Below are 24745 nucleotides of genomic sequence, written 5' to 3'. Positions count from 1 at the left end.
AGCGGGGCTTAAATGCTCGTCGCCTTCAGCGCCAGCCACAGCTCCATGCGGACGTCCGGGTCGTCCAGGGAGCGGCCGAGGATCTCCTCGACCCGGCGCATGCGGTAGCGGAGCGTGTGGCGGTGGACGCCGAGGTCAGCCGCCGCCGCGTCCCATTGGCCGTGGCGGGAGAGCCACGCCCGGAGCGAGGCCACCAGGTCGCCCCGGCCCGTCGCATCGTGGTCGCGGAGCGCCCGCAGGAGGCCGTCCGCGAACGCCCTGACCGCGTCGTCACCCAGCAACGGCAACACCGAGCCCGTCGCGACATCCTCGTGCTCGACGAGGATCCGGCCGCGTCTGCGGGCGACGGAGAGCGCCTGTTCGGCCTGCTTGTACGCGGACACCGCCGCGATCGGCCCGGCCGGCGCCGAGAAGCCGATGACCAGTTCGTCCTCGGACGAGTTCTCCCCGCGCGTCGACTCCAGGGCCTCCGCGTACTGGAGGCAGGCCTCCGCCGCCGCCCCGCCGTCGACGGCGAGCAGCACGAGGCGCTCGCCGTCGGGGACGACGAGCAGCGCCTCGCCGGAGCGCGCCGCCGCGGACTCCACGACGTCGGCGAGGACGGGGAGCGGTCCCGCAGGTCCCGCACCCTGCTCCCGGGACCCGGTCACCGCCTCCGCCAGCAACGCCGCCGTCCCGCTCGACGGCGCCGCGACCGGCCGCGCCGTCCCGTTCTTCGGCGGCGCCGCGGCGTCCGCGATCAGCATCCGGAACGGCGCGTCGAGCAGCGCCCCGTACAGGTCGCCCGCGACGGCCCGCGCGTGGTCGGGCTCCCCCGCGAGCAGCATCCGCAGGACCGCCGAGCCGATCCGCTGCTCCGCCGCGTACAGCGCCCGGGAGCGTTCGGTGGTGAGGGTGAGCAGGGCGATCGCCGAGTGCAGCGCGTACCGTTCGGCCGTCCCCAGGGCCGCCGCCGTGCCCACCGCGAGCGCCGCGCGGGGCCGCCGTCCGGTGCCGATGGAGTGCAGTTCGACCCGGTCGTCGGAGCCGCTCTCCACCACCGCGCTGGCCGGCGCGGGCCGGTCCCGCAGCCGCTCCACCTCGCCGGTCAGGCGGGCGGCGCGGCGGCCCGCCCAGTCCGGGGCGGTGGCGACGACGGCGCCCGACGCGTCGTACAGCGCGGCCCACCCGTCGACCTGCGCGGCGAGCACGGCGAGCACCCCTTCGGGCCCGCTGCCCAGCGCCTGCTTGGTGAGTTCGCGCTGGGCGGCGAACCCGGAGGTGACGGCCTTGTACTGCTCGGCGGCGATCGCGGCGGAGACCGCCTTGCTGATGGCGATGAACGGCGTGCGCGTCGGCACCGCGAGCAGCGGAAGACCCTCGTCCTTCGCCGCCTTCACCAGGGCCTCGGGGACGTCGTCGTAGTTGACGCCGACGGCGAAGCCGAGTCCGACGACCCCCGCCTCGACGAGCCGCTTCACATAGCGGCTCATCTCCTCCGGGTCCTCGGCGTCCAGCTTGAGCGCGGTCATCAGGAGGAGCTCGCCGCCCTCCATGTACGGGACGGGATCGGCGAGCTCGCTCACGTGCGCCCAGCGGACCGGCGTGTCCAGGTGCTGCTCGCCCGCGCGCACGCCGAGCTTGAGCGCCGAGTGGTGGACGAGCGAAGCGAGCGTGGGCGGCATAGGCCAGGCCTTCGGGTGAGCGGGGGGCGTACACGGGGGCAGGGCGTACACGTGGATCCTGTGAAGCTTTTGGCCGGTGCGTATGAACGACCAGTGTCGATTCTGCCTCACCGTACGTACCGCTGGGGCCCCCGCCCCCTGAAAGCTCAGTCAACCTTCAGACGTTTTCACACGCTTTTCAGCCCCGCAGGTCCACGAGCAGCGGCGGAGCGTGCTCACCGCGCACAGTGGTGAGCGAGAGCACCGCGTGCCCCGGCGGCACCGCATGCGCCAGATCGGATGCCGACCAGCGCTCGCGCTCCACCTTGCGGACGGTGACGGCGTCCGTGGTGACGGCCTTCCCGGTCACCATCTGGCGCGCCTTGTGCAGCGCGCGGGTCAGCGGCTGCTGCGCGAACACCGCGTGCTGCGCGACCTCCTCGGTCTCCACCCACTCCGTGCCCCAGGCCTCGGCGAAGCGCCGACCGTCCCATGTCGTGACCCCGGAGAACGCCATGCGGCAGCCGACGGCCGCGTACAGCGGGCCCTGCAGGGGCTCGGCGACCTCGCCGATGGTGCGCAGGCCGAGCACCACTCCGGCGTGCGCGGACCGCAGCCGCTGGATGCCGCGGACCGTCTCCGCGGTGACGGTGCGCGCCGCGTCGTCGAGGACCAGGCAGGCGAAGTGGGAGCGCCCGCCCCGGCCTCGTACGACGGAGGTGAACTGGGCGAGCAGCAGCCGGGCGAGCAGCCTGGAAGCCTCTTCGTGGCCCTGCTCGGGCAGGTCGACGCGGACCCGCAGCGGGTGGTGCGCGAGGGCCCGTACGGAGAACGGGCGGGCGGCGGCCGGGTCGAAGAAGCCGGAGAAGATCGGGCGGTCCAGGAGGGCGAGGCGGTCGGCGAGCAGCGGGCCCGGATCGCTGGCGGTGCCGAACTGCCGTTGCCGGGCGTCGAGTTCGCGCCGCATCGCGGAGTCCGCCAACAGGCGCCCCTTGAGGTCGGCGAAGGCCTCCGGATCGCCCTCCAGGAGTTCGCGCAGCACCGGCACCGCGGGGAACGTGCCGTGCGCCTCCCTGTAGGGGCCGAGGAGCTGGGCGAGCGCAGTGGCGGCGCGCCGGGTGTCGACCGTGTCCAGGTCACCGACCAGGCCCTCGGCGAGGAAGCCCGCGGCCTCGTCCGCGTCGGTGGCGTCCGCGTACAGGTCGAGGTCGTGCACCGACGACCGGTCGCCCGGCCTGACCACCACGTCGTACGCGTCGTCGGGGCCGAGCGGGGTGCCCTGCGCGCAGACCGCGAGCACGGCGCACTGCCCGGTGAGCGCCTGGAGCGCCAGGGACTCGACCACGGGGCGTACGACCCCCGCCGTCTTGCCCGCGCCCGGCGGTCCTACGGCGAGGAGCGAGGTGCCGAGCAGGTTCGGGTCGAGGGCCGCGCCCGCGCCCCGCAGCGCGTACGGATTGCGCTCGTCGCTCGCGAAGGAGCCGATCCGCACCTGGCCGACGAGCAGGTCGTGCGCCGCCGCGCGGGCCGGCAGATCGCGCTGCCCCGAAGGGTGCGCCCATGCGCCCGCGCCCTGCTTGAGCACGGTCTTGGTGAAGGCGGCCGGGTCGGCGGTGTGCCGCCAGGCGTGGGTGACGCGCGCACAGTCCACGTCGTTCATGCGGCCGCCCGCCACCTCGGCGGTGAGCACGTCGGCGGCCTGGCCCTGGCCCGCCTCGCGCAGTTGCGCCCAACCCGCGCGCGCGGGTTGGGCGGCGGGACGGGGCGGCGCTTCCTTCTTGCGGCGCGCGGACCAGATGTCGAGCCAGCCGCCGATCCGGGCGAACGGCCACAGCACCGCCGCCGTGATCAGCGCGTACAGGAGATAGGCGAGGACCGGGACCTGGAAGAAGCCGTAGCCGCCGGTGACGAGGACGACGAGGGAGAGGACCGGGTCGGCGATCGGCAGCGGCCGCCAGGAGAGGCCGAGCGCGTCCGGCCACACGAAGACCAGCACGCCCACGGCGGCGACCGAGGCCACGATCGCGCGGGCCGGCTGGGGCCTGCGGACGACGAAGTGCCGGATGCCCTCCGCCCAGGCCCCGAAACGCCCCACCAAGAAGACGAGCAGAGCGAAAGCCACGCCTTCGTAGACGACGAGTGCGTCGTACGCCTTCTGGTCCCGGGGCGAGGTCGTGCCCGGCCACCACCAGCCGTCCGGCGTGAAGATCTTCAGCGGGGCCCACTGGTACGGCAGCGTGCCGCGCCGCCACAGGCTCCACAACAGGACGCCGACCAGGAACGACAGCGCCATCCACACCAGCAGCTTGCGCCCGATCGCCGACGTGTCCCGCTCCGGGGGCCGGGGCTCGTACTCGTACCGCCACACGCCCGGTTGGGTCTTGGGCCGGCGCGCGGCGAGCCACTCGGCCACCGAGCCGCGGGCCGCCGGGGGCGCCTGCCGGGGCATCGGCGGGGCGGCCGGGCGGGGCGGCCGCGCGGGACGCGGTACGGGCGCGGACGCCTGCCGCTCACCGCCACCCGCACCCTGCGTGCCCTGCATGCCGCTTTCGCTGTCCATGGCCTAGCCCCCTGAGCTGCCCTGTGCCGTGTGCGTCGATCGCGCCTCAATCTAATGCCCGTACCAGGGGAGTTCACCGCATACGCGCCCCATGGGCCGGGCCCGTCGCGGCGCGCGCACCCGTCCCGTCCGGAGACCCCACCGGATCCACACCTGTCCAAGACGGACAACGGGCACCACCGACCCCGCCCGGATGGAGCATGACCACCCCGCTCCCCCGCCCCTAACCTGCGAGAAACCCCCCGAAAGCAGCCCCGGCGACGTCGCGACGGAACCCGGGACCGGATTCCAGAACCAGGAGCCCCGCATGAGCGACATCCCGCAGGAGCGCCGCGTCGTCACCGCCATCCCCGGCCCGAAGTCGCAGGAGCTGCAGGCCCGCCGCACCGCGGTCGTCGCCGCAGGCGTGGGCTCCACGCTGCCGGTGTTCACCGCCAAGGTCGACCGCGGCATCATCGAGGACGTCGACGGCAACCGCCTCATCGACTTCGGTTCCGGTATCGCCGTGACCTCCGTCGGCGCCTCCGCCGAGGCCGTGGTCCGCCGCGCCTCCGCCCAGCTGCAGGACTTCACCCACACCTGCTTCATGGTCACGCCGTACGAGAGCTACGTCGCGGTCGCCGAGGCGCTCGCCGAGCTGACGCCGGGCGACCACGAGAAGAAGTCGGCCCTCTTCAACTCCGGCGCCGAGGCCGTCGAGAACGCCGTCAAGATCGCCCGCGCCTACACCAAGCGCCAGGCGGTCGTCGTCTTCGACCACGGCTACCACGGCCGTACGAACCTGACGATGGCGCTGACCTCGAAGAACATGCCGTACAAGAACGGCTTCGGCCCGTTCGCGCCCGAGGTCTACCGCGTCCCGGTGGCCTACGGCTACCGCTGGCCGACCGGCGAGGAGAACGCGGGCGCCGAGGCCTCCGCCCAGGCGATCGACCAGATCACCAAGCAGATCGGCGCGGACAACGTCGCCGCGATCATCATCGAGCCGGTGCTCGGCGAGGGCGGCTTCATCGAGCCGGCCAAGGGCTTCCTCCCGGCGATCCGCCAGTTCGCCGCCGACAACGGCATCGTCTTCGTCGCGGACGAGATCCAGTCCGGCTTCTGCCGCACGGGCCAGTGGTTCGCGTGCGAGAACGAGGGCATCGTCCCGGACCTGATCACGACCGCCAAGGGCATCGCGGGCGGCCTCCCGCTCGCCGCCGTGACCGGCAAGGCCGAGATCATGGACGCCGCGCACGCGGGCGGCCTCGGCGGCACCTACGGCGGCAACCCGGTGGCCTGCGCCGGTGCGCTCGGCGCCATCGAGACGATGAAGGAGCTCGACCTCAACGCCAAGGCGAAGGAGATCGAGACGACGATGAAGTCGCGCCTGTCGGCGATGCAGGAGAAGTTCCCTGTCATCGGCGACATCCGCGGCCGCGGCGGCATGATCGCCGTCGAGCTGGTCAAGGACCCGGCCACCAAGGAGCCGGCCCCGGAGGCCACCGCCGCCCTCGCCAAGGCCTGCCACGCCGAGGGCCTGCTCGTCCTCACCTGTGGCACCTACGGCAACGTGCTGCGCTTCCTGCCGCCGCTCGTCATCGGCCAGGACCTCCTGAACGAGGGCCTCGACATCATCGAAAACGCGTTCGCGGCGCTCTGAGGAGCTCCCAGGACGCCGCTCCGGTAACAGGAGCCACACGCCCCGATCGTGATGGCGTATGCCGCGACGATTCCGTGACCTGCGACGACGGTCGGGCCGTGTGAAGAAGGTGTGCGAGGCCGATGGGATGTTGCCCAACCGGCTGTCGCACCCTCAGCCCCTGCCGTACGGTTTCTGCAGATGAGAGAAACACCTCGCTCGCAGGCGACTGCGGGCGAACCCGGGTCGAGGCCTCCCCAGCTTCGCCCTGGTCGTGCCCTCGCGCACACACCCGGAGCTTCCGGCTCCGGAACTCCTCACCGGTCGGACGGTCGCTCGCCCCAAACCCCCCGGGGCGCGCGATACGCCGGCCAGTTCGGCCGGTTCGGAACTACCCCCCCTGTTCCGAACCGGCCGACCATTTTTCTCCCCCTCTTCGCGGCGCTTCTCTTCGCCGCAGTCACCTGGCAGGTCGCATCCGACGGCCCCCTGGTCACGTACGACGAGCGCCTCGGCAACGCGATCCGCACGAGCGCGATCCCTTCCGCCCCCGCGGAGTTCTTCGCCGACCTCGGCAACATGAGCGTCGCGCTCCCGGTCCTCGCCGTCACCCTCGCGTACGTCACCTGGCGCATCCGGACCTGGTTCCCCGTGCTCGCCGCGGTCGTGACGATGGCCCTGGTCCCCGCCCTGGTGAGCCCGCTCCAGTCGCTCATCGCCCGCCCGGGACCGCCGCCCATGGCACCGGAGACGGGCTTCTACCCGTCGGGCCACACGGCGACGGCCGCGGTCGCGTACGGACTGTGCGTGCTGCTGCTCCGTTCACGCCGACTGGCCTACGGCTGCGTCGTGTTGAACGCGGCCGTAGGCCTGGGACTCGTACGGCAGGGGTATCACTGGCCGGCCGATGTGGTCGGCAGTTGGTGTCTGTCAGTGGTGCTGCTGTGCGCGGCGGCGTATGCGGTCAGCCGAAGTAGCCGTCGAAGTTCTTCTGGAACTCCCAGTTGCCGAAGCGGTCCCAGTTGATCGACCACGTCATCAGTCCGCGCAGGTCCGGCCAGGTCCCATGGGGCGCGTACGAGCCGCAGTCGGTCTTCTTGGTGAGGCAGTCGAGGGCCTTGTTCGTCTCGGCCGGGGACACATAGCCGTTGCCCGCCTGGGTGGACGCCGGCATGCCGATCGCGACCTGGTCGGGGCGCAGCGGCGGGAAGACGTTGGCCGCGTCACCCGCGACCGGGAAGCCGGTGAGCAGCATGTCGGTCACGGCGATGTGGAAGTCGGCGCCGCCCATGGAGTGGTACTGGTTGTCGAGGCCCATGATCGGGCCGGAGTTGTAGTCCTGGACGTGGAGGAGCGTCAGGTCGTCGCGCAGGGCGTGGATGACCGGGAGGTACGCCCCCGCGCGCGGGTCCTGACCGCCCCATTTGCCGGTGCCGTAGTACTGGTAGCCGAGCTGGACGAAGAACGTCTCCGGGGCCATGGTCAGCGTGAACTTGTCGCCGTACTTGGCCTTCAGGGACTTCACCGCCGAGATCAGGTTCACGATCACCGGGGTCTTCGGGGTCTTGAAGTCGGTGTCGTCGGCGTCCAGGGAGAGGGAGTGGCCCTCGAAGTCGATGTCGAGGCCGTCGAGACCGTACTCGTCGATGATCTTCGAGACGGACGTGACGAAGGTGTCGCGGGCGGCGGCCGTGGTGAGTTGGACCTGGCCGTTCTGACCGCCGATCGAGATAAGGACCTTCTTGCCCGCCGCCTGCTTGGCCTTGATCGCGGCCTTGAACTCGGCGTCCGACTCGACGCCCGGACATTCCGTGGCCGGACAGCGGTCGAAGCGGATGTCTCCGGAGGTCGTCGACGTGGGTTCGCCGAAGGCGAGGTCGATGACGTCCCAGCTGTCGGGGACGTCGGCGAGGCGGGTGTATCCGGCGCCGTTGGCGAAGCTCGCGTGGAGGTAGCCGACGAGGGCGTGCGCCGGGAGGTCGGCATCGGCGGCACGTGCGGTGGTGGACAAGGCGGTGAGGCCGGTCGCGGCGAGCGCGGCGGCCGCGAGGCTCGTCAAGAGCCTGCGGAATCCACGGGATTTACGGGACCTGCGGGGTCTGGAGCGGGACATGGCTGCCTCCGGGCGTGGTGGGGGAAACGAGCACGGTGGAGCGCGCCCAATTTGGTCCAGACCAATTGAGTTGTCAAGGGTCGGGGATCCGCGGATCTCCCAGCACTCCCACCACTACTCCCCTGTGCCCCTTGCCAGTTGGGCCGCCGCCTCGTGCATCGCCAGTTCCAGGAGCGCCGGGTCCGTGAGCGTGCCCGAGCCGTCCGGCGGCACCAGCCAGCGCACGCCGCCCGCGAGCCGGCCGGGGTAGGGCACCACGATCCAGCTGCCGCTCCCCACCGCGCGCACCCCGGTGCCGAGCCACCGGGCGGCCGTGCCCGCGGGTACGAAGAAGCCCATGCGGGCGGCGCCGAAGTCCGCGAGCACGGGGCCCGGCCTGTCGATCACCCGGCGCAGCACGTCGAGCGTCGGATAACCCAGCTCCCCCGGCAGGATCAGCACGTCCCACCGCTCGCCCGCGGGCAGCAGCGCCACCCCGTGCGGATTGCGTTCCCACTCCCAGCGGCAGGCGTCCGGATCCGGTGCCACGGACACCAGCCACTCGACGGCGGCCTTGTCGCCCGAGCCAGTCATGAAGAGGCCTCCTCGTTCACATCGACGCTGATCGTCACGAACGAGAGGAGGAAGTGGCCCGAGCATTACGCGACTTCGGTTACCTGGAGGTAGTGAATTTTCGGAGCCGCGTACGACCAGGGCGTACGCCGGGTGATCCCCAGCAGGCGCACCCGTACTCTCGGGCCATGGAAGAGGACGAGAAGACGCAGGTGCAGGCGGCGATCGACAGGGAGCTGCGGCTGCTGGAACCGGACGTACGCGCGCATGACGAGCTCGTACTGGCGCTGCTCGACCCGGAATTCTTCGAGTTCGGCGCGTCCGGACGGCGCTGGGGGCGGGAGTCGATCCTGGCGGTGACCGGGGCCGCGGATCCCGGCCCGCCGGTCCGGGTCACGGGGATGGCGGGGACGCTCCTCGCCCCCGGCGTCGTGCACCTCACGTTCAGAACGGACGACGGCGAGCGTCGGGTGAACCGCAGCTCCCTGTGGCGCCGCCACCCGGAGGCCGGGTGGCGGATGTACTTCCATCAGGGCACGCCGACGTCGGCGTAGCGCTCAGCTGTCGAAGCCGAGGCCCACCGTGTCCATCGCCTTCAGCCACAGATTGCGGCGGCCGCCGTTCTCGTCGGCGCGTGCGAGGGACCACTTGGTGAGCGCGATGCCCGTGGACGCGAACGGCTCGGGCGGGAACGGGAGCGGCTTCTTGCGCACCATTTCCAGCTCCGTACGGTCCGTGCGCTCACCCGAGAGCAGGTCCAGCATCACGTCCGCGCCGAACCGCGTCGCGCCCACGCCGAGGCCCGTGTACCCGGCGGCGTACGCCACCCGCCCCGCGTGCGCCGTGCCGAAGAACGCCGAGAAGCGGGTGCAGGTGTCGATCGCGCCGCCCCAGGCGTGCGTGAAGCGCAGGCCCTCCAACTGTGGGAAGCACGCGAAGAAGTGGCCCGCCAGCTTCGCGTACGTCTCCGGGCGGTGGTCGTGCTCGGCCCGCACCCGGCCGCCGTACGGGTAGATCGCGTCGTAGCCGCCCCACAGGATCCGGTTGTCGGCCGAGAGCCGGAAGTAGTGGAACTGGTTGGCGGAGTCGCCGAGGCCCTGGCGGTTCTTCCAGCCGACCGCCGCCAGCTGGTCCGCGCTCAGCGGCTCCGTCATCAGCGCGTAGTCGTAGACCGGGACGGTGTACGCACGCGTGCGCTTCACCAGGGACGGGAAGACGTTCGTGGCGAGTGCGGCGTGCCGGGCGAAGACCCGTCCGTACGGGGTGCGGACCGCGACCCCGGCGCCGTTCGAGGCCAACTCCGTGGCCGGCGTGTTCTCGTGGATGCGGACGCCGAGGTCGAGGCAGGCCCGCTTGAGGCCCCACGCCAGCTTCGCCGGGTGGAGCATGGCGACGCCGTGCCGGTCGTACATCGAGCCGAGGAAGGTGGGCGACGCGACCTGTTCGCGGGTCTCGTCCGCGTCGAGGAGCTCGATGCCGTCCGCGAGACCGGCATCGGTCAACTCCGCGTGGAACTCGCGCAGTTCGTCGACCTGGTGGGGCTGCGTCGCCACGTCCAGCTCGCCGGTGCGCTCGAAGTCGCAGTCGATGGAGTAGCGGGCCACCGCCGCCTCGATGGCGTCGAGGTTGGCGGCGCCCAGCTCCTCCAGCTTCTTGATCTCCTTCGGCCAGCGGGCCAGCCCGTTGGCCGTGCCGTGCGTGAGGGAGGCGGCACAGAATCCACCGTTGCGCCCGGAGGCGGCCCAGCCGATCTCGCGGCCCTCGACGAGGACCACGTCACGGCCCGGGTCGCGCTCTTTGGCGAGCAGCGCGGTCCACAGTCCGCTGTAGCCGCCGCCGACGACCAGGAGGTCGCAGTGCTCGTCGCCGGTCAGGGCCGGGCGGGCCTCGGGCCTGCCGGGGTCGTCGAGCCAGTAGGCGACCGGCTTGGCGTCGGCGAGTGAATTCGTCCAGCGATTCATGGCGCGTGCGGCCATGATTCCAACTCCCTCAGAAATACGAGTAGATCAGGCAGTTTTGTTCTTGCGCTTACCGATGGTCATTGCAGCCAGCACACACAGTACGGCGACCAGGAACATGGCCGTACCGATGACATTGATCTGAACGGGCGTTCCGCGCTGCGCCGAGCCCCAGACGAACATGGGGAACGTGACGGTCGAGCCCGCGTTGAAATTGGTGATGATGAAATCGTCGAAGGACAGCGCGAAGGCGAGCAGCGCGCCCGCCGCGATGCCGGGCGCCGCGATCGGCAGCGTCACGCGCAGGAACGTCTGCACCGGACCCGCGTACAGGTCCTGCGCCGCCTGCTCCAGGCGCGGGTCCATCGACATCACGCGCGCCTTCACCGCCGTCACCACGAAGCTGAGGCAGAACATGATGTGGGCGATCAGGATCGTCCAGAAGCCCAGCTGGGCGCCCATGTTGAGGAAGAGCGTGAGCAGCGAGGCCGCCATCACGACCTCCGGCATCGCCATCGGCAGGAAGATCAGCGAGTTGATCGCGCCGCGCGCCCTGAACCGGTAGCGGACGAGCGCGAAGGCGATCATCGTGCCGAGGGCCGTCGCGCCGATCGTGGCCCAGAACGCGATCTGGAGGCTCAGCGAGAGCGAGCCGCACATGTCGGCGACGCCGCACGGGTTCTTCCAGGCGTCCGTCGAGAACGCCTGCCATTCGTAATTGAAGCGGCCCTTCGGTTTGTTGAAGGAGAAGACCGTGACGACGAGATTCGGAAGCAGTAGATAGCCGAGCGTTATGAGGCCCGCTATCACCACGAGATTCTTTCGCAGCCAGCGCATCAGCATCGACATCAGACGAGGTCCTCCGTCCCGGAACGACGGATGTAGAAGGTGACCATGAAGAGAATGGCCGCCATGAGGATGAAGGAGAGCGCCGCCGCCGTCGGATAGTCGAGAATCCGCAGGAACTGCGTCTGGATGACGTTTCCGATCATGCGGGTGTCGGTGGAGCCGAGCAGGTCCGCGTTCACGTAGTCGCCGGTCGCCGGGATGAAGGTCAGCAGCGTTCCGGAGACCACGCCCGGCATCGACAGCGGGAACGTCACCTTGCGGAAGGTGGTGAAGGGGTGCGCGTACAGGTCGCCCGCCGCCTCGTGCAGCCGGCCGTCGATCCGTTCGAGGGAGGTGTAGAGCGGCAGGATCATGAACGGCAGGAAGTTGTACGTGAGTCCGCACACCACCGCGAGCGGTGTGGCGAGGACCCGGCTGCCGTCGGTCATGCCGAGCAGGCTCGTGACGTCGAGAATGTGCAGCGAGTTGAGCGCGCCGACGACCGGGCCGCCGTCGGCGAGGATCGTCTTCCACGCGAGCGTACGGATCAGGAAGCTGGTGAAGAACGGGGCGATCACCAGGATCATGATGAAGTTGCGCCAGCGGCCCGCGCGGAACGCGATGAGATACGCGAGCGGGTAGCCGAGCAGCAGACACAGGATCGTGGCGAGGCCCGCGTAAAGCACCGAGCGCAGGAACTGCGGCCAGTACTCGGACAGCGCGTCCCAGTACGTGGCGAAGTGCCAGGTGACCTTGAAGCCGTCCTCAAGTGACCCTTGCTGCACCGATGTCGAGGCCTGGTAGACCATCGGCAGCGCGAAGAAGACGACCAGCCAGAGGATGCCGGGCAGCAGCAGCCAGTACGGGACGAGTCGGCCGCGCTTGCGGGGCTTGCGGGGTTCTTCCGTCGGCGTGGGCGCCGCCGGGGGCGCATCGGAGAGTGTCGTGCTCATGCGGCGGCGTCCTCCGAGACCTTGGCCGCGCCCGCGTCGATGTCCTGGGCGGCATCGAGGCCGAACGTGTGCGCGGGGTTCCAGTGCAGGACGACCTCGGCGCCGGGGACGAGCCGGCTGTCGCGCTCGATGTTCTGCGCGTAGACCTCGAAGGAGTCGCACAGCGGGCTGTCGATGACGTACTGCGTGGAGACACCGATGAAGCTGGAGTCGGCGATCTTCCCCGTGATGCGGTTGCGGCCGTCGGGGATCTCGCCCGCGTCGTCGGCGTGCGTGAGCGTGATCTTCTCGGGCCGCACGCCGAGAAGCAGCTTGTCGCCGGTCGCGGTGGTGCTCGACGAGTTGCGGGCGGTGGGCAGGACGAGCTTGCCGCCGCCCGCCTTGAGGGTGAGGTCGTCGCCGGAGCGGCCCGCGATCTCGGCCTCGATGAAGTTCGAGGTGCCGAGGAAGTTCGCGACGAACGTCGAGCCCGGGTTCTCGTACAGGTCGGTGGGGGCGCCGAGTTGCTCGACGGAGCCCGCGTTCATCACGGCCACGGTGTCGGCCATCGTCATGGCCTCCTCCTGGTCGTGCGTCACGTGCACGAACGTGATGCCGACCTCGGTCTGGATGCGCTTGAGCTCCAGCTGCATCTGGCGGCGCAGCTTGAGGTCGAGGGCGCCGAGCGGCTCGTCGAGCAGCAGCACCTTGGGGTGGTTGATGAGCGCGCGGGCCACGGCGACGCGCTGCTGCTGGCCGCCGGAGAGCTGCTGCGGCTTCTTGCGGATCTGCTCGCCGAGCTGCACCAGGTCGAGCATCTCCTCGACCTGCTTCTTCACGGACTTGATGCCGCGCCGGCGCAGGCCGAAGGCGACGTTCTCGTAGATGTCGAGGTGCGGGAAGAGCGCGTACGACTGGAAGACGGTGTTCACCGGGCGCTTGTACGGGGGCAGGGACGTCACGTCCTGGTCGCCGAGGTGCACGGTGCCCGTGGTCGGGTCCTCGAGTCCGGCGATCATGCGGAGCGTCGTGGTCTTCCCGCAGCCGGAGGCGCCGAGCAGCGCGAAGAACGAGCCCTGGGGCACGGTGAGGTCGAGCGGCCGGACGGCGGTGAAGCCGTTGTCGTACGTCTTGCTGATCCCGGAGAGACGGACGTCTCCGCCGGTCTCCGACGTCGGAAGGGTCGTCATGGTGAGTCCAAGGAGTCGGTGAGGGCAGGGGTGCTGGGCGAGCGGGATCGGCTCAGCCGCCGGTGAGCTGGGCGAACTTCTGCTCGAACGCCGTGTCTTCCTTGGCCGTCAGGGAGCGGAAGTTGTGCGCCTTCGCCGACATCTCCTTGTCGGGGACGATCAGCGGGTCGTTCGCGACGTCCTTGTCGATCTTGGCGAGTTCCGGCTTGACGATGCCGGTCTCCAGCGGCGAGACGTAGTTGATCCACGCCGCCAGCTCCGCGCCGACCGCCGGCTCGTAGTAGTAGTCCATGAGCTTCTCGGCATTCGTCTTGTGACGTGCCTTGTTCGGGACCAGCATGTTGTCGGTCGACGAGATGTAACCGGCGTCCGGGATCGCGAACTTGACGTGCGGGTTGTCCGCCTGGAGCTGGACGACGTCACCGGCCCAGGCGAGGCAGGCCGCCAGGTCGCCCTTGCTGAGGTCGGATATGTAGTCGTTGCCGGTGAAGCGGCGCACCTGCTTGTTGTCGACGGCCTTCTGCACGCGCGCGATCGCCGCGTCGAAGTCGTCGGCCTTGAAGGTGCGCGGGTCCTTGCCCATGTCGATCAGCGTCATGCCGATCGTGTCGCGCATCTCGGAGAGCAGGCCGACCTTGCCCTTGAGCTTCGGGTCGTCGAGCAGCTGCGAGACCGAGGTGATCTCTTTCCCGCCGGTGGCCTTGGTGTTGTACGCGATGACCGTCGCGATGCCCTGCCAGGGGTAGGAAAACGAGCGGCCCGGGTCCCAGTCGGGGTTGCGGAACTGGGTGGCCAGGTTGGTGTACGCGTGCGGCAGGTTGGCCTGGTCGAGCTTCTGCACCCAGCCGTAGCGGATCAGCCGTGCGGCGAGCCAGTCGGTGAGGACGATGATGTCGCGGCCCGTGTCCTGGCCCGCCGCGAGCTGCGGCTTGATCTTCCCGAAGAACTCGACGTTGTCGTTGATGTCCTCGGTGTACTTGACCTTGATCCCGGTGCGCTTGGTGAAGGCCTCGAGGGACGGGCGGTGCTTCTCGTCGTCGCTCATGTCGATGTACTCGGTCCAGTTGGAGAAGTTGATGGTCTTCTCCTTGGCCGAGTGGTCCTCGGACGAGATGCCGCCCGAGGACTTGCTCGCCGCGGGGATGCCGCAGCCGGTGAGGGCGCTGAGCCCGCCGACGGCGAGCGCGCCGCCGGCGGAGGCGCGCATCAGGGACCGGCGGGACATCGCTGCCCTGCCGTTCCTGAAGCTGCGGTGCATGGCGGCCAGTTGGGCCGGGGACAGGCTGTCGGGCTCGTACTGCTCCATGCGCGTGGTTGCCCTTTCGGGAGGAGTGGCGGCCGGTGGTCGGTCGGCCTGCTGCCACCCGGCGGTAGCCGGATATCGGTTAAGGACGGTCCCCGAAGACCGTGCGGTGCCAGTCCTTGCGCACCACCGCGGTGTTGTCGAACATGACGTGCTTGATCTGCGTGTACTCGTCGAAGGAGTAGGCGGACATGTCCTTGCCGTAGCCGGATGCCTTGTAGCCGCCGTGCGGCATCTCGCTGAGGATCGGGATGTGGTCGTTGACCCACACACAGCCCGCCTTGATCTCGCGCGTGGCACGGTTCGCGCGGAACACATTGGTGGACCAGGCGGAGGCGGCGAGCCCGTACGGGGTGTCGTTGGCGAGCCGGATGCCCTCGTCGTCGCTGTCGAAGGGCAGCACGACGAGCACGGGGCCGAAGATCTCGGACTGCACGGCCTCGCTGTCCTGCGCGGCGTCGGCGATGAGGGTGGGCCGGTAGTACGCGCCGTCCGCGAGCTCGCCGCCGGGGGCCTCGCCACCGGTCACCACGCGCGCGTAGCCGCGCGCCCGGTCGACGAAGGCGGCGACGCGGTCCCGCTGGGCGTGCGAGATGAGCGGCCCGAGGTCGGTGCCGTCGGCGAACGGGTCGCCGAGCCTGACGGTCTCCATCAGGGCTGCCGTCCGCTCCACGAAGGCTTCGTAGAGGGGACGCTGCACGTACGCGCGCGTGGCGGCGGTGCAGTCCTGGCCGGTGTTGATGAGCGAGCCGGCGACCGCGCCGTGCACAGCGGCGTCGAGGTCGGCGTCGTCGAACACGACGAACGGCGCCTTGCCGCCCAGCTCCAGGTGGATCCGCTTCACGGTGGCCGTGGCGATCTCGGCGACCCGCTTGCCGACGCCCGTGGAGCCGGTGAAGGAGGTCATGGCGACGTCCGGGTGGCCGACGAGGTGCTCGCCCGCGTCGCGGCCCGCGCCGCTGATGACGTTGACGACGCCGTCCGGGAGACCCGCCTCGGTGGCGGCCTGCGCGAAGAGGAGCGAGGTGAACGGGGTGAGCTCGGCGGGCTTGAGGACGATCGTGTTGCCCGCCGCGATCGCCGGAAGCACCTTCCAGGCGGCCATCTGCAGCGGGTAGTTCCACGGCGCGATGGAGCCGACGACACCGATGGGCTCGCGGCGTACGTACGAGGTGTGGTCGGCGCTGTACTCGCCCGCGGACTGCCCCTGAAGGTGCCGGGCGGCGCCGGCGAAGAAGGCGGCGTTGTCGACCGATCCGGGCACGTCGAACTCGCGGCTCAGCTTGAGCGGCTTGCCGCACTGCAGCGATTCGAGGCGCGCGAACTCCTCGGCCTTCTCGTCGAGGACCCCGGCGAACCGGTGCATGGCGTCGGACCGCTCGCCGGGCGTGGCGCCCGACCAGCCGGGGAAGGCCGCACGGGCGGCCGCGACGGCGGCGTCCACGTCGGCGGTGCCCGCCAGTTCGTACGTGTAGACCTCCTCGCCCGTGGCCGGGTCGACGACGGCGTGGGTGCGGCCGGACGTGCCCTTGACGAGGCGGCCCGCGACGAAGTTCGCGCCTTCCGCGAAGAGTTCCTGCGCCAGTGCGGCCACGTTCTTGGCCGAGGCGGGGTGATCCGAGGTGGGGTGGTGCATGAGTGCTCGCTCTCGCTTCTCCTGCGTCGGCCCTCGTCCCGAGGGCGCCGACGTAGCTCCAGCCGTAGCTCCAGCTCGATGTGAGTGACGATCCTGACAGAGGACCACAGTGCCAACAAGTGATTCCGTTGTTGCCTTTTGGTTACGCGACGGAATCTGTCGACCGGGTGTCGAGTCCACCTGTAAAACGCAGGACGGAATGTCAGTGGTGCGTGCCAGACTCGCGTGTATGGAGATCGACAGCAGGGAATCGCTGGTCACGGCTCTGGCGGCGGGGACAAGCGTGAAGTACCTGCACTTCTGGGGGCACACACCGCGTAAGGACGGTTCGATCGGGGCGAGTTGCCTCAGCCAGTGGTGGCCCTCGCCGTTCACGGTGGCGGGCGTGGAGTACGCGACGGCGGAGCACTGGATGATGGCGGAGAAGGCGCGCCTGTTCGGGGACGCGGAGGCGGAGCGCCGCGCGATCGCCGCAGGTCATCCGGCGGAGGCCAAGAAGGCGGGGCGCCTGGTGCGGGGCTTCGACGGTGCGGTGTGGGAGCGGGAGCGCTTCGGCGTGGTCGTCGAGGGGAGCGTCCACAAGTTCGCGGCGGATCCGGCGCTGCGGGAATTCCTGGTGGGAACGGGCGAGCAGGTGCTGGTGGAGGCGAGTCCGATGGACCGGGTGTGGGGCATCGGGATGGCGGCGGACGAGGCCGGGGCAGCGGATCCGGAGGCGTGGCGGGGGTTGAATCTGCTGGGGTTCGCGCTGATGGCGGCGAGAGAGCGGCTGCGCACCCCGTAGAGCAGCTGCTCACCCCATGAGGACGGCGATCGCGACCCCGATCGCCGACAGCAGCCCACCGACGCCGCAGATGAGCCCGCCCAGCGCCTGCCCGCCGTTGGTCGCGGCGCCGCGCCCGGCCCGCTGTCTGCCGATCACGCCGAAGATCACCGCGAGCACGCCCGTCACGATCGCGACCGGCCACACCACGAAGCCGACCGCGGTGACGACGCCGAGCACCAGGGCCGCGAGACCGGGCCCGTTGCGAGGCGGCACGGACCCCGGCGGCGGGCCGAGGCCGTATGCGTACCAGTAGGCCTGGTACGAGAACGGTGTCGGGCCCTCGGGACCGACCGGTGGTGGCGGCACGGGCTCGTCCGGCGCCGCGTACGGATTGGCGTACCCGTACGAGGAGGGCGCCGGCGGCGTGCGCCACGGGTCGTACTCGCTCATCCACCCATGCTAGGGACCCCCGTCGTGCCGGGGATCTCCCCGCATACGATGACGAGGACCCCGATCAGCCGATCACCCAAGTTCCTGGGGAGGAAACCGTGAGCCAGAGCCCGAGTCACAGCCAGAGCCAGAGCCAGAGCCAGAGCCAGAGTCTGCAGGCCTTCATCACCGGACTGCCGAAGGCGGAACTGCACGTCCACCACGTGGGCTCCGCCTCCCCCAGGATCGTCTCGGAGCTGGCCGCCCGGCACCCCGACTCGAAGGTTCCGGCCGACGCCGAGGCGCTGGCCGAGTTCTTCACGTTCACGGACTTCGCGCACTTCATCCAGGTGTACCTGTCGGTGGTCGACCTGATCCGCACGCCGGAGGACGTCCGCCTCCTCACGTACGAGATCGCCCGCGACATGGCCCGGCAGAACGTGCGGTACGCGGAGCTCACCCTCACCCCCTTCTCCTCCACGCGCCGCGGCATCGACGCCCGCGGGTTCATGGAGGCGATCGAGGACGCGCGCAAGTCGGCGGAGTCCGAGTTCGGCACGGTGCTGCGCTGGTGCTTCGACATCCCCGGCGAGGCGGGCCTTGAGTCGGCCGAGGAGACGGCGCGGCTCGCCACGGACGACGCGCTGCGGCCGGAGGGCCTGGTGTCGTTCGGGCTCGGCGGGCCCGAAGTCGGCGTGCCGCGCCCGCAGTTCAAGCCGTACTTCGACCGGGCGCGCGCGGCGGGCCTGCGCTCGGTGCCGCACGCGGGCGAGACGACGGGGCCCGAGACGGTGTGGGACGCGCTGAACCACCTGGGCGCCGAGCGCATCGGCCACGGCACGTCGGCGGCCCAGGACCCGAAGCTCCTCGCGCACCTCGCCGAGCACGGCATCCCGCTGGAGGTGTGCCCGACGTCGAACATCGCGACGCGCGCGGTCCGCACCCTCGACGAGCACCCGCTCAAGCAGTTCGTGGACGCGGGCGTGACGGTCACCATCAACTCGGACGACCCGCCGATGTTCTCCACGGACCTCAACACCGAGTACGCGGTGGCGGCCCGCCTCCTCGACCTCGACGAGCGGGGCGTGGCGGAGCTGGCGAAGAACGCGGTGCGGGAGTCGTTCCTCGACGAGATCGGCAAGGCACGCATCATCACCGAGATCGACAGTTACACGGAGAACTGGCCGAATTAAGCCCGCAGTCGGACGAGAGCCCGCGGGGTCCGGGGCAGAGCCCCGCGGCCGATCGCCGGGTGGCGCCCACCCACTCCCGCTCAAGGCCACAATGGTGGCCATGCGCACCGTGACTGCCGTGGCCCACCGAGGCGACCCCTACCGCGTCCGCGAGAACACCCTCCCCTCCTTGCGCTCCGCGCTGGAACGGGGAGCGGACGCGGTGGAGATCGACGTACGACTGACGCGGGACGCCGTCCCGGTCCTGCTCCACGACTCCACGCTGGAGCGCCTGTGGGACCACGAGCGTCCGCTGTCCGCGCTCTCCTCCGACGAGGTGCGCGGGCTGACGGAGGACGGCGTGCCCACACTGGCGGACGCCCTGGAGACGTGCCGGGACGCCCGCGTCATGATCGACCTGCCGGGCGCGGACGCGCGTTCAGTACGTACCGTCGTCGGCGCCGTCCGCGACTGCGACGCGGAGGACCGGGTCTACTACTGCGCGGGCGCCGAGACGATGCTCAAGGTGCGCGCCGCCTCCCCCTCCGCCGAGATCGCGCTCACCTGGACCTCGCTGGCCCCGCCCCGCCCCGCCCTCCTCGCGGCCCTCACGCCCCGCTGGCTCAACTACCGCTTCCCGCTGGTGACCCGGGACCTGGCGACCCGCGTCCACCACGACGGTTACCTGCTGTCGGCGTGGACCCCGGACACGAAGCGCTCGATGCGCCGCCTGCTCGACATCGGCGTGGACTCGATCACGACGAACCGGGTCGACGTCCTGACGTCGCTGCGCGCATACGAGTAGCCGCCCCCTAGGGGACGACGGGGCCGCGCGCCAGGGTCGAGATCATCCCGTGCGACGAGCTGCCGCGGCCGACCTGAACCGAGGATGGTCCGTGTCGGCCCGACCGGGCCAACTCCCTTGCCAGGAGGCAGCTTTGAAGCGTCGACTCGCCCTCGCCCTGTCCACCGCCCTCGCACTCGGTGCCGTCGCCGTGCCGCTCGCCGCGGCCGTCCCGGCGCAGGCCGTGGTGGCGCAGGCCCCTGGCGCCCCCGACGCGAAGGCGCTGGCCGAGGCGCTCGCGGGCCTGCCGGACGCCGACGCCACCACGGCCCTCGTCCGGGTCGGCGGCACCGGCGGTTCCTGGCACGGGACCGCGGGCGTACGGGACCTGCGCAAGGGCGCGAAGGCCCTGGAGCACGCGGAGTTCCGGGCGGGCTCCACCACGAAGGTGGTCACGGCGGCGACAGTGCTGCGCCTCGCCGCCGACGGAGACGTCGACCTGGACGCACCGGTGCAGCGCTACCTCCCCGCCCTCTTCCGCGGCACGAACTTCGAACAACCCGTCTCCGTCCGGCAGTTGCTCAACCACACCAGTGGAATCCCGGCCGGTGACGGCTGGGGCGACGCGTTCGCGGACCAGTACGCGCACCGCTTCGACGTCGTCACGCCCACGCAGGTCGCCGCTTCGGCGCTCGCCAAGGACCCCGCGTTCACGCCTGGCACACGCCAGCAGTACCTGAACATCAACTACACCCTGCTCGGCCTGCTCGTGGAAAAGGTCACGGGCGACTCCTACACAGAAGCAGCAACCCGCCTCGTACTGCGCCCGGCAGGCATGCGACACACGTACTTCCCCGGCACCGACCCACGCGTCCACGGCCCGCACAACCGCGGATACCAGCTGGTCGACGGGGAGTTCGTCGACGTGACGGAGTGGGTGCAGGCCGACCGGTCGGCGGCGGGCGACATGATCTCCACGACCGCCGACCTGGAGCGGCTGCTCACCGCCCTCTTCCGGGGCAGGGTCGTGCCCGCGCCGCAGCTCAAGGAGATGTTCACGCTACCGGCCGGCGTCGACGGCGCCACGATGAGCGCAGGCCTCCAGAAGATCGAGATCGACGGCCGCGTGTACTGGGGCAAGTCCGGTTCGCGGTACGGCTACAGCACCGGGATCGCCGCCTCCTGTGACCTGTCCCGGACGGTCGTCTACTCGGTCAACGCCACGGACGCGAAGGGCGAGGAGATGAACCCCGTCGCCCAGCGCATCGTCTTGGCCTCGGTCAGGAACGCGGCCTGACCAACCGGTGCGCCACCCCGTGCGACACGGCCGTCGCCACGGCCGCCCAGGCGACCCCGGCGACGACGTCACGGGCCCGGCCCGGCCGCAGCACCCCGGCCTTCTTCAGCCGCCCCCGCGCCCACAGGGCGAACGGCACGACGAGCAACGGCGAGGTCGCGACGCCCGGGGTGTACCCGCGCACGGCGACGGCCTGGCCGATGTGCAGCAGCCCGTGCGCCCCGAACCCGTTCAGCATGGCCTGATACGTGGCGCTGCGGCCACCACTGGCCCAGCCGGCGACGGCCCCCGCGCCGACGATCCCGGCCATGACACCGACGGCGGCCGTGAACTCCCGCTCGTCGACGCCCTCCATGCCCCGCCACACCCGCTCGGGCACACCCGGCCACCGCTCACGCAACTCCGGCACGTTCTTCCGGATCCAGCGCGGAGCGGTGAGTACCTCTTCGGTGTCGTGCAGCGCCCAGGCGGCGAAGAGCCCCAGGGTCACCGCGGCTCCGACGGACGACTGGTCATCAGCGGTCATGGCCACAGCCTATGACGGCCTCAACTCGGCTTCTTGGAAGCCTCGTTGTGACACTCGTCGCGTCTCACAGCCCCGCGATCCTGTTCCACCGCTTCGAGAACTCGGTCCGCTCCGCCGGCCTGATGTCACGGGCGATCGCGAGCCGTGAGCGCATCCGGTCGTCGGGGAAGATCAGTGGGTCCTCCGCGAGTTCGGCGGTCTCCTTGTCCTTGGAGGAGGCGAGCACGTCGCGGGCCGCCGGGACCGGGCAGACGTAGTTGACCCACGCGGCGAGCTCCGCCGCGACCTCCGGCTGGTAGTAGTAGTCGACCAGGCGCTCGGCGTTGGCCTTGTGGTCGGCGAGGTCGGGGATCATCAGGGACTCGGCCCAGAGCTCGGCGCCCTCCTCGGGCACGACGAACTCGATGTCCGGGTTGTCGGCCTGGAGCTGGATGACGTCGCCGCTGTACGCCTGGCAGGCGAGGACGTCGCCGCTGGAGAGGTCCTTGATGTAGTCGTTGCCGGTGAAGCGGCGGATGTGCTTCGCCTTCACCAGCTTCTCGACCTGGTCGCAGACCTTGTCGAAGTCGGCGCCGGTCCACTTGGTGATGTCGACGCCGTTGCCCTGCATGAGGAGGGCGAAGGACTCGTCGAGGCCGGAGAGGAGGGTGACCCGCCCGGCGAGGTCGTCCGCCCACAGGTCGGAGACGTGTTTGATCTCGCGGCCCAGCCTGCGCCTGTCGTACGCGATGCCGGTGATGCCGGACTGCCACGGCACGGTGTACTTGCGGCCCGGGTCGAAGGCGGGCGAACGCAGCAGCGGGTCGAGGTACTTGGTGACGTGGGGCTGCCGGGCCCGGTCCATCTCCTGGACCCAGCCGAGGCGCACGAAGCGCGAGCACATCCAGTCGGAGATGACGATGAGGTCGCGGTCGGTCTTCTGGTGGTTCATCAGCGACGGGCTGATCTTGCCGAAGAACTCGTCGTTGTCGTTGATCTCTTCGGTGTACTTGACCTGGATCCCGGTCCGCTTCTCGAACGCGTCGAGGGTGGGCCGCTTCGACGGGTTGTCGTCGTCGACGTCGATGTAGAGCGGCCAGTTGGCCCAGGTGAGCCGCTTCTCGTCGGCGGACAGGTCGTGTCCTGCCCGCTCCCCCGGCGAGACGTACGCGGCGGGCACCCCGCAGCCGGTGGCGAGGCCGCCGACCGCCGCGGCCGCGGCACCACCGCCCAGGGCGCGCAGCAGGGAACGACGGTTGACCTGGTGGGTTATCGGGTTCGCTCGCACGAACTCAGCCTCCCGCCCCGGGACTTGACGCCACAATGGACGCTGCGTCGAGCGCCGGGGTCCGGGGCCGACACCTTGTCGATCCGCGCGCACCCGACCCGCTCACCCGGCCGCGTCCGCGACGGCCCGCAGATACCGACCGGTCACCCACTTCTGCACGCCCCGCGCCACCGGCCCGCCGAGCCGCGCGTACCACCGCCCCGGCCGCGAGAACGCCCGGATCCGGAACCACACGGCCCCGTCCGCCGCCCGCTCGACGAGGAACGCCTCCTCGCCGCACTCCGGATGCCCCGGCAGCGTCCCGTAGGCGAATCCGACGCACGACGGTTCGCGCACGACCCGTACGACCCGGCAGGGAATCCGCAGGAACAGCGCCCGCAGCACCACGTCCGCGCCCTCCCGGACATCGCCGTCCGGCGTCACCTGGAGCCCGGCCCCGCGCTGCGCGCCCCACGCGAGGACCGCCGCACCGGCCCGCTCGAAGCACTCCTGCCCCGAGCCGATCCGGACACGGCGGTCCATGTGAGCGTACCCCGGCGGCAGTTCGCTTGCCGCCAGGGTCGGGCCGACCTCGCTGTAGGTGAGGTCCACCCGCAGTTTCACCCGTAGGCTCACGCGTCCAGCGACGTCATCACGTGCTTGATCCGCGTGTAGTCGTCGAAGCCGTACGCCGACAGGTCCTTGCCGTAGCCCGACTTCTTGAAGCCGCCGTGCGGCATCTCGGCGACGAGCGGGATGTGGGTGTTGATCCACACGCAGCCGAAGTCGAGGACCTTGGACATCCGCATCGCGCGGCCGTGGTCCTTCGTCCAGACCGAGGAGGCCAGCGCGTACTCGACGCCGTTGGCGTAGGACACCGCCTGCTCCTCGTCCGTGAAGGACTGGACGGTGATGACCGGGCCGAAGACCTCGTTCTGGATGATCTCGTCGTCCTGCTTGAGGCCCGAGACGACGGTCGGGGCGTAGAAGTAGCCCTTCTCGCCCACCTGGTGGCCGCCGGCCTCGACCTTGGCGTGCGCCGGGAGCCGCTCGATGAAGCCGGTGACCTGCTTCAGCTGGTTGGCGTTGTTCAGCGGGCCGTACAGCACGTCCTCGTCGTCGGCCGCGCCGGTCTTCGTCTCGGCGGCGATCTTGGCGAGCGCGGTGACGAACTCGTCGTGCACCGACTCGTGAACGAGAACGCGGGTGGCCGCGGTGCAGTCCTGGCCGGCGTTGAAGTACCCGGCCTCGGCGATGCCCTCGGCGGCCTTCGCGAGGTCGGCGTCCTCGAAGACGACGACCGGGGCCTTGCCGCCCAGCTCCAGGTGGACCCGCTTGAGGTCCTTGGCGGCGGACTCGGCGACCTGCATGCCGGCGCGCACGGAACCGGTGATGGAGGCCATCGCCGGGGTCTTGTGCTCGACCATCGAGCGGCCGGTGTCGCGGTCGCCGCACACCACGTTGAAGACGCCCTTGGGCACGATCGAGCCGATGATCTCGGCCATCAGGACCGTGGAGGCCGGGGTGGTGTCGGACGGCTTGAGGACGACCGTGTTGCCCGCGGCGAGTGCGGGCGCGAACTTCCACACGCCCATCATCATCGGGTAGTTCCACGGCGCGACCTGCGCGCAGACGCCGATCGGCTCCCGGCGTACGAAGGAGGTCAGGCCCTCCATGTACTCGCCGCCGGAGCGCCCCTCGAGCATGCGCGCGGCGCCCGCGAAGAAGCGGATCTGGTCGAGCATCATCGGGATCTCTTCGCTGCGGGTGAGCCCGAGCGGCTTCCCACAGTTCTCCGACTCGACGGCGATGAGCTCCTCGGCGCGCTCCTCGAACGCGTCCGCGATCTTCAGGAGGTACTTCTGGCGCTCACCCGGGACCAGGTCGCGCCAGGCCGGGAACGCGGCCTCGGCGGCGGCCATCGCGGCGTCGACGTCGGCCTGCCCGGACAGCGGCGCGGTCGCGTACGCCTCGCCCGTGGCGGGGTTGACCACCTCGGTGGTCCGTCCGTCGGCGGCGTCCTTGAACTCACCGGCGACAAAGTTACGTAGCTTACGCAGCCGTCCCAGCTCACTCGTGCTCACTGCCGGCCTCCTGACTGTTCGCTGTCCAAAGATTGAGACGCCCACCCTAGACGGTGGACCGACGTTTTCGACACCCCCTACCCCTGTTGAACTACGGAATCCGTG

General features: G+C 70.5%; 21 protein-coding genes and 1 pseudogene. 7 read left to right on the top strand and 15 right to left on the bottom strand.

Annotated elements, in window-relative coordinates:
* Positions 1–8: 8 nt before the first annotated feature.
* Both OG746_RS13310 and OG746_RS13305 read right to left on the bottom strand, forming a co-directional pair.
* On the bottom strand, positions 9–1664 hold the full coding sequence (locus tag OG746_RS13310) for a PucR family transcriptional regulator (RefSeq protein ID WP_266714760.1): 1656 nt from the start codon (positions 1662–1664) through the stop codon (positions 9–11).
* Positions 1665–1842: 178 nt separating this feature from the next.
* On the bottom strand, positions 1843–4203 hold the full coding sequence (locus OG746_RS13305) for an ATP/GTP-binding protein (RefSeq protein WP_266714759.1): 2361 nt from the start codon (positions 4201–4203) through the stop codon (positions 1843–1845).
* 307 nt (positions 4204–4510) lie between these two features.
* Here OG746_RS13305 and gabT point away from each other — a divergent pair, with 307 nt between their 5' ends.
* On the top strand, positions 4511–5845 hold the full coding sequence (gabT, locus tag OG746_RS13300; RefSeq protein ID WP_266714757.1) for a 4-aminobutyrate--2-oxoglutarate transaminase: 1335 nt from the start codon (positions 4511–4513) through the stop codon (positions 5843–5845).
* 558 nt (positions 5846–6403) lie between these two features.
* Positions 6404–6850 carry a phosphatase PAP2 family protein gene (locus tag OG746_RS45430; protein ID WP_323179598.1) on the top strand — a complete coding sequence of 149 codons (447 nt, stop codon included), beginning with the start codon at positions 6404–6406 and terminating at the stop codon, positions 6848–6850.
* Here OG746_RS45430 and OG746_RS13290 read toward each other — a convergent pair.
* Both OG746_RS13290 and OG746_RS13285 read right to left on the bottom strand, forming a co-directional pair.
* Positions 6789–7835, bottom strand: a pseudogene (locus OG746_RS13290) (chitinase); the annotation flags it as partial. The gene OG746_RS45430 and the pseudogene OG746_RS13290 sit on opposite strands and share 62 nt — an antisense overlap.
* Positions 7836–8051: 216 nt before the next feature.
* The gene (locus OG746_RS13285; RefSeq protein ID WP_266714753.1) at positions 8052–8510 is read right to left on the bottom strand and encodes a hypothetical protein; all 459 of its coding nucleotides are present in this window, start codon (positions 8508–8510) and stop codon (positions 8052–8054) included.
* Positions 8511–8677: 167 nt separating this feature from the next.
* Between OG746_RS13285 and OG746_RS13280 the strand changes: the two genes are divergently transcribed.
* On the top strand, positions 8678–9043 hold the full coding sequence (locus OG746_RS13280) for a nuclear transport factor 2 family protein (RefSeq protein ID WP_266714751.1): 366 nt from the start codon (positions 8678–8680) through the stop codon (positions 9041–9043).
* 3 nt (positions 9044–9046) lie between these two features.
* On the opposite strand, the gene OG746_RS13275 is transcribed toward OG746_RS13280, so the two are convergent.
* The 6 genes from OG746_RS13275 to OG746_RS13250 form a co-directional block, all read right to left on the bottom strand.
* Positions 9047–10465, bottom strand: a complete 1419-nt coding sequence (locus OG746_RS13275) for an NAD(P)/FAD-dependent oxidoreductase (RefSeq protein ID WP_266714749.1) — start codon at positions 10463–10465, stop codon at positions 9047–9049.
* A 30-nt stretch (positions 10466–10495) separates the two neighbouring features.
* Positions 10496–11284: an ABC transporter permease gene (locus OG746_RS13270; protein ID WP_266718915.1), complete on the bottom strand. Its 789-nt coding sequence runs from the start codon at positions 11282–11284 to the stop codon at positions 10496–10498.
* Between the two features lie 11 nt (positions 11285–11295).
* On the bottom strand, positions 11296–12228 hold the full coding sequence (locus OG746_RS13265) for an ABC transporter permease (protein WP_266714747.1): 933 nt from the start codon (positions 12226–12228) through the stop codon (positions 11296–11298).
* Positions 12225–13397, bottom strand: coding sequence for an ABC transporter ATP-binding protein (locus OG746_RS13260; RefSeq protein ID WP_266714745.1), 1173 nt, complete (start codon positions 13395–13397; stop codon positions 12225–12227). The genes OG746_RS13265 and OG746_RS13260 overlap by 4 nt, the downstream gene beginning before the upstream one ends.
* 52 nt (positions 13398–13449) lie before the next feature.
* Entirely contained in the window at positions 13450–14703 is a 1254-nt protein-coding gene (locus OG746_RS13255; protein ID WP_266714743.1) for a polyamine ABC transporter substrate-binding protein, read from the bottom strand.
* 79 nt (positions 14704–14782) lie between these two features.
* A complete protein-coding gene (locus OG746_RS13250) occupies positions 14783–16336 on the bottom strand; it encodes a gamma-aminobutyraldehyde dehydrogenase (RefSeq protein WP_266714742.1) in 1554 nt (517 codons plus the stop codon).
* 199 nt (positions 16337–16535) lie between these two features.
* On the opposite strand from OG746_RS13250, the gene ybiA reads away from it, so the two are divergent.
* Positions 16536–17120 carry a riboflavin biosynthesis intermediates N-glycosidase gene (gene ybiA / locus OG746_RS13245; RefSeq protein WP_266714740.1) on the top strand — a complete coding sequence of 195 codons (585 nt, stop codon included), beginning with the start codon at positions 16536–16538 and terminating at the stop codon, positions 17118–17120.
* A 9-nt stretch (positions 17121–17129) separates the two neighbouring features.
* On the opposite strand, the gene OG746_RS13240 is transcribed toward ybiA, so the two are convergent.
* Positions 17130–17552 (bottom strand): DUF4190 domain-containing protein, encoded by a 423-nt coding sequence (locus OG746_RS13240; protein ID WP_266714738.1) that lies wholly within the window; start codon positions 17550–17552, stop codon positions 17130–17132.
* Between the two features lie 98 nt (positions 17553–17650).
* Between OG746_RS13240 and OG746_RS13235 the strand changes: the two genes are divergently transcribed.
* The 3 genes from OG746_RS13235 (at position 17651) to OG746_RS13225 (ending at position 20784) form a co-directional block, all read left to right on the top strand.
* Positions 17651–18724, top strand: a complete 1074-nt coding sequence (locus OG746_RS13235) for an adenosine deaminase (RefSeq protein ID WP_266714736.1) — start codon at positions 17651–17653, stop codon at positions 18722–18724.
* A gap of 100 nt (positions 18725–18824) precedes the next feature.
* Positions 18825–19508, top strand: a complete 684-nt coding sequence (locus OG746_RS13230; protein WP_266714734.1) for a glycerophosphodiester phosphodiesterase — start codon at positions 18825–18827, stop codon at positions 19506–19508.
* 133 nt (positions 19509–19641) lie between these two features.
* Positions 19642–20784, top strand: a complete 1143-nt coding sequence (locus OG746_RS13225; RefSeq protein WP_266714732.1) for a serine hydrolase domain-containing protein — start codon at positions 19642–19644, stop codon at positions 20782–20784.
* Here the strand turns inward: OG746_RS13225 and OG746_RS13220 are convergent.
* The 4 genes from OG746_RS13220 to OG746_RS13205 form a co-directional block, all read right to left on the bottom strand.
* Positions 20768–21310 carry an HXXEE domain-containing protein gene (locus OG746_RS13220; protein WP_266714730.1) on the bottom strand — a complete coding sequence of 181 codons (543 nt, stop codon included), beginning with the start codon at positions 21308–21310 and terminating at the stop codon, positions 20768–20770. The two genes, OG746_RS13225 and OG746_RS13220, sit on opposite strands and share 17 nt — an antisense overlap.
* A gap of 64 nt (positions 21311–21374) precedes the next feature.
* A complete protein-coding gene (locus OG746_RS13215) occupies positions 21375–22577 on the bottom strand; it encodes an ABC transporter substrate-binding protein (RefSeq protein WP_266714728.1) in 1203 nt (400 codons plus the stop codon).
* Positions 22578–22679: 102 nt separating this feature from the next.
* Positions 22680–23192 carry a DUF1990 domain-containing protein gene (locus OG746_RS13210; RefSeq protein WP_266714726.1) on the bottom strand — a complete coding sequence of 171 codons (513 nt, stop codon included), beginning with the start codon at positions 23190–23192 and terminating at the stop codon, positions 22680–22682.
* Positions 23189–24640, bottom strand: coding sequence for a gamma-aminobutyraldehyde dehydrogenase (locus OG746_RS13205; protein ID WP_266714724.1), 1452 nt, complete (start codon positions 24638–24640; stop codon positions 23189–23191). The genes OG746_RS13210 and OG746_RS13205 overlap by 4 nt, the downstream gene beginning before the upstream one ends.
* Positions 24641–24745 lie beyond the last annotated feature (105 nt).

It is taken from the genome of Streptomyces sp. NBC_01016, assembly GCF_026341035.1.
Lineage (GTDB): Bacteria > Actinomycetota > Actinomycetes > Streptomycetales > Streptomycetaceae > Streptomyces.
Note: the sequence above shows the minus strand (reverse complement) of the source record. Positions and strands in the feature narration are given on the sequence as shown.

Bases quoted from the DNA above. Each gene is read 5' to 3' on its own strand.
- OG746_RS13310 (WP_266714760.1), bottom strand. From the start codon at position 1,664: ATGCCGCCCACGCTCGCTTCGCTCGTCCACCACTCGGCGCTCAAGCTC.
- OG746_RS13305 (WP_266714759.1), bottom strand. From the start codon at position 4,203: ATGGACAGCGAAAGCGGCATGCAGGGCACGCAGGGTGCGGGTGGCGGT.
- gabT (WP_266714757.1), top strand. From the start codon at position 4,511: ATGAGCGACATCCCGCAGGAGCGCCGCGTCGTCACCGCCATCCCCGGC.
- OG746_RS45430 (WP_323179598.1), top strand. From the start codon at position 6,404: ATGAGCGTCGCGCTCCCGGTCCTCGCCGTCACCCTCGCGTACGTCACC.
- OG746_RS13285 (WP_266714753.1), bottom strand. From the start codon at position 8,510: ATGACTGGCTCGGGCGACAAGGCCGCCGTCGAGTGGCTGGTGTCCGTG.
- OG746_RS13280 (WP_266714751.1), top strand. From the start codon at position 8,678: ATGGAAGAGGACGAGAAGACGCAGGTGCAGGCGGCGATCGACAGGGAG.
- OG746_RS13275 (WP_266714749.1), bottom strand. From the start codon at position 10,465: ATGGCCGCACGCGCCATGAATCGCTGGACGAATTCACTCGCCGACGCC.
- OG746_RS13270 (WP_266718915.1), bottom strand. From the start codon at position 11,284: ATGCGCTGGCTGCGAAAGAATCTCGTGGTGATAGCGGGCCTCATAACG.
- OG746_RS13265 (WP_266714747.1), bottom strand. From the start codon at position 12,228: ATGAGCACGACACTCTCCGATGCGCCCCCGGCGGCGCCCACGCCGACG.
- OG746_RS13260 (WP_266714745.1), bottom strand. From the start codon at position 13,397: ATGACGACCCTTCCGACGTCGGAGACCGGCGGAGACGTCCGTCTCTCC.
- OG746_RS13255 (WP_266714743.1), bottom strand. From the start codon at position 14,703: ATGGAGCAGTACGAGCCCGACAGCCTGTCCCCGGCCCAACTGGCCGCC.
- OG746_RS13250 (WP_266714742.1), bottom strand. From the start codon at position 16,336: ATGCACCACCCCACCTCGGATCACCCCGCCTCGGCCAAGAACGTGGCC.
- ybiA (WP_266714740.1), top strand. From the start codon at position 16,536: ATGTCAGTGGTGCGTGCCAGACTCGCGTGTATGGAGATCGACAGCAGG.
- OG746_RS13240 (WP_266714738.1), bottom strand. From the start codon at position 17,552: ATGAGCGAGTACGACCCGTGGCGCACGCCGCCGGCGCCCTCCTCGTAC.
- OG746_RS13230 (WP_266714734.1), top strand. From the start codon at position 18,825: ATGCGCACCGTGACTGCCGTGGCCCACCGAGGCGACCCCTACCGCGTC.
- OG746_RS13220 (WP_266714730.1), bottom strand. From the start codon at position 21,310: ATGACCGCTGATGACCAGTCGTCCGTCGGAGCCGCGGTGACCCTGGGG.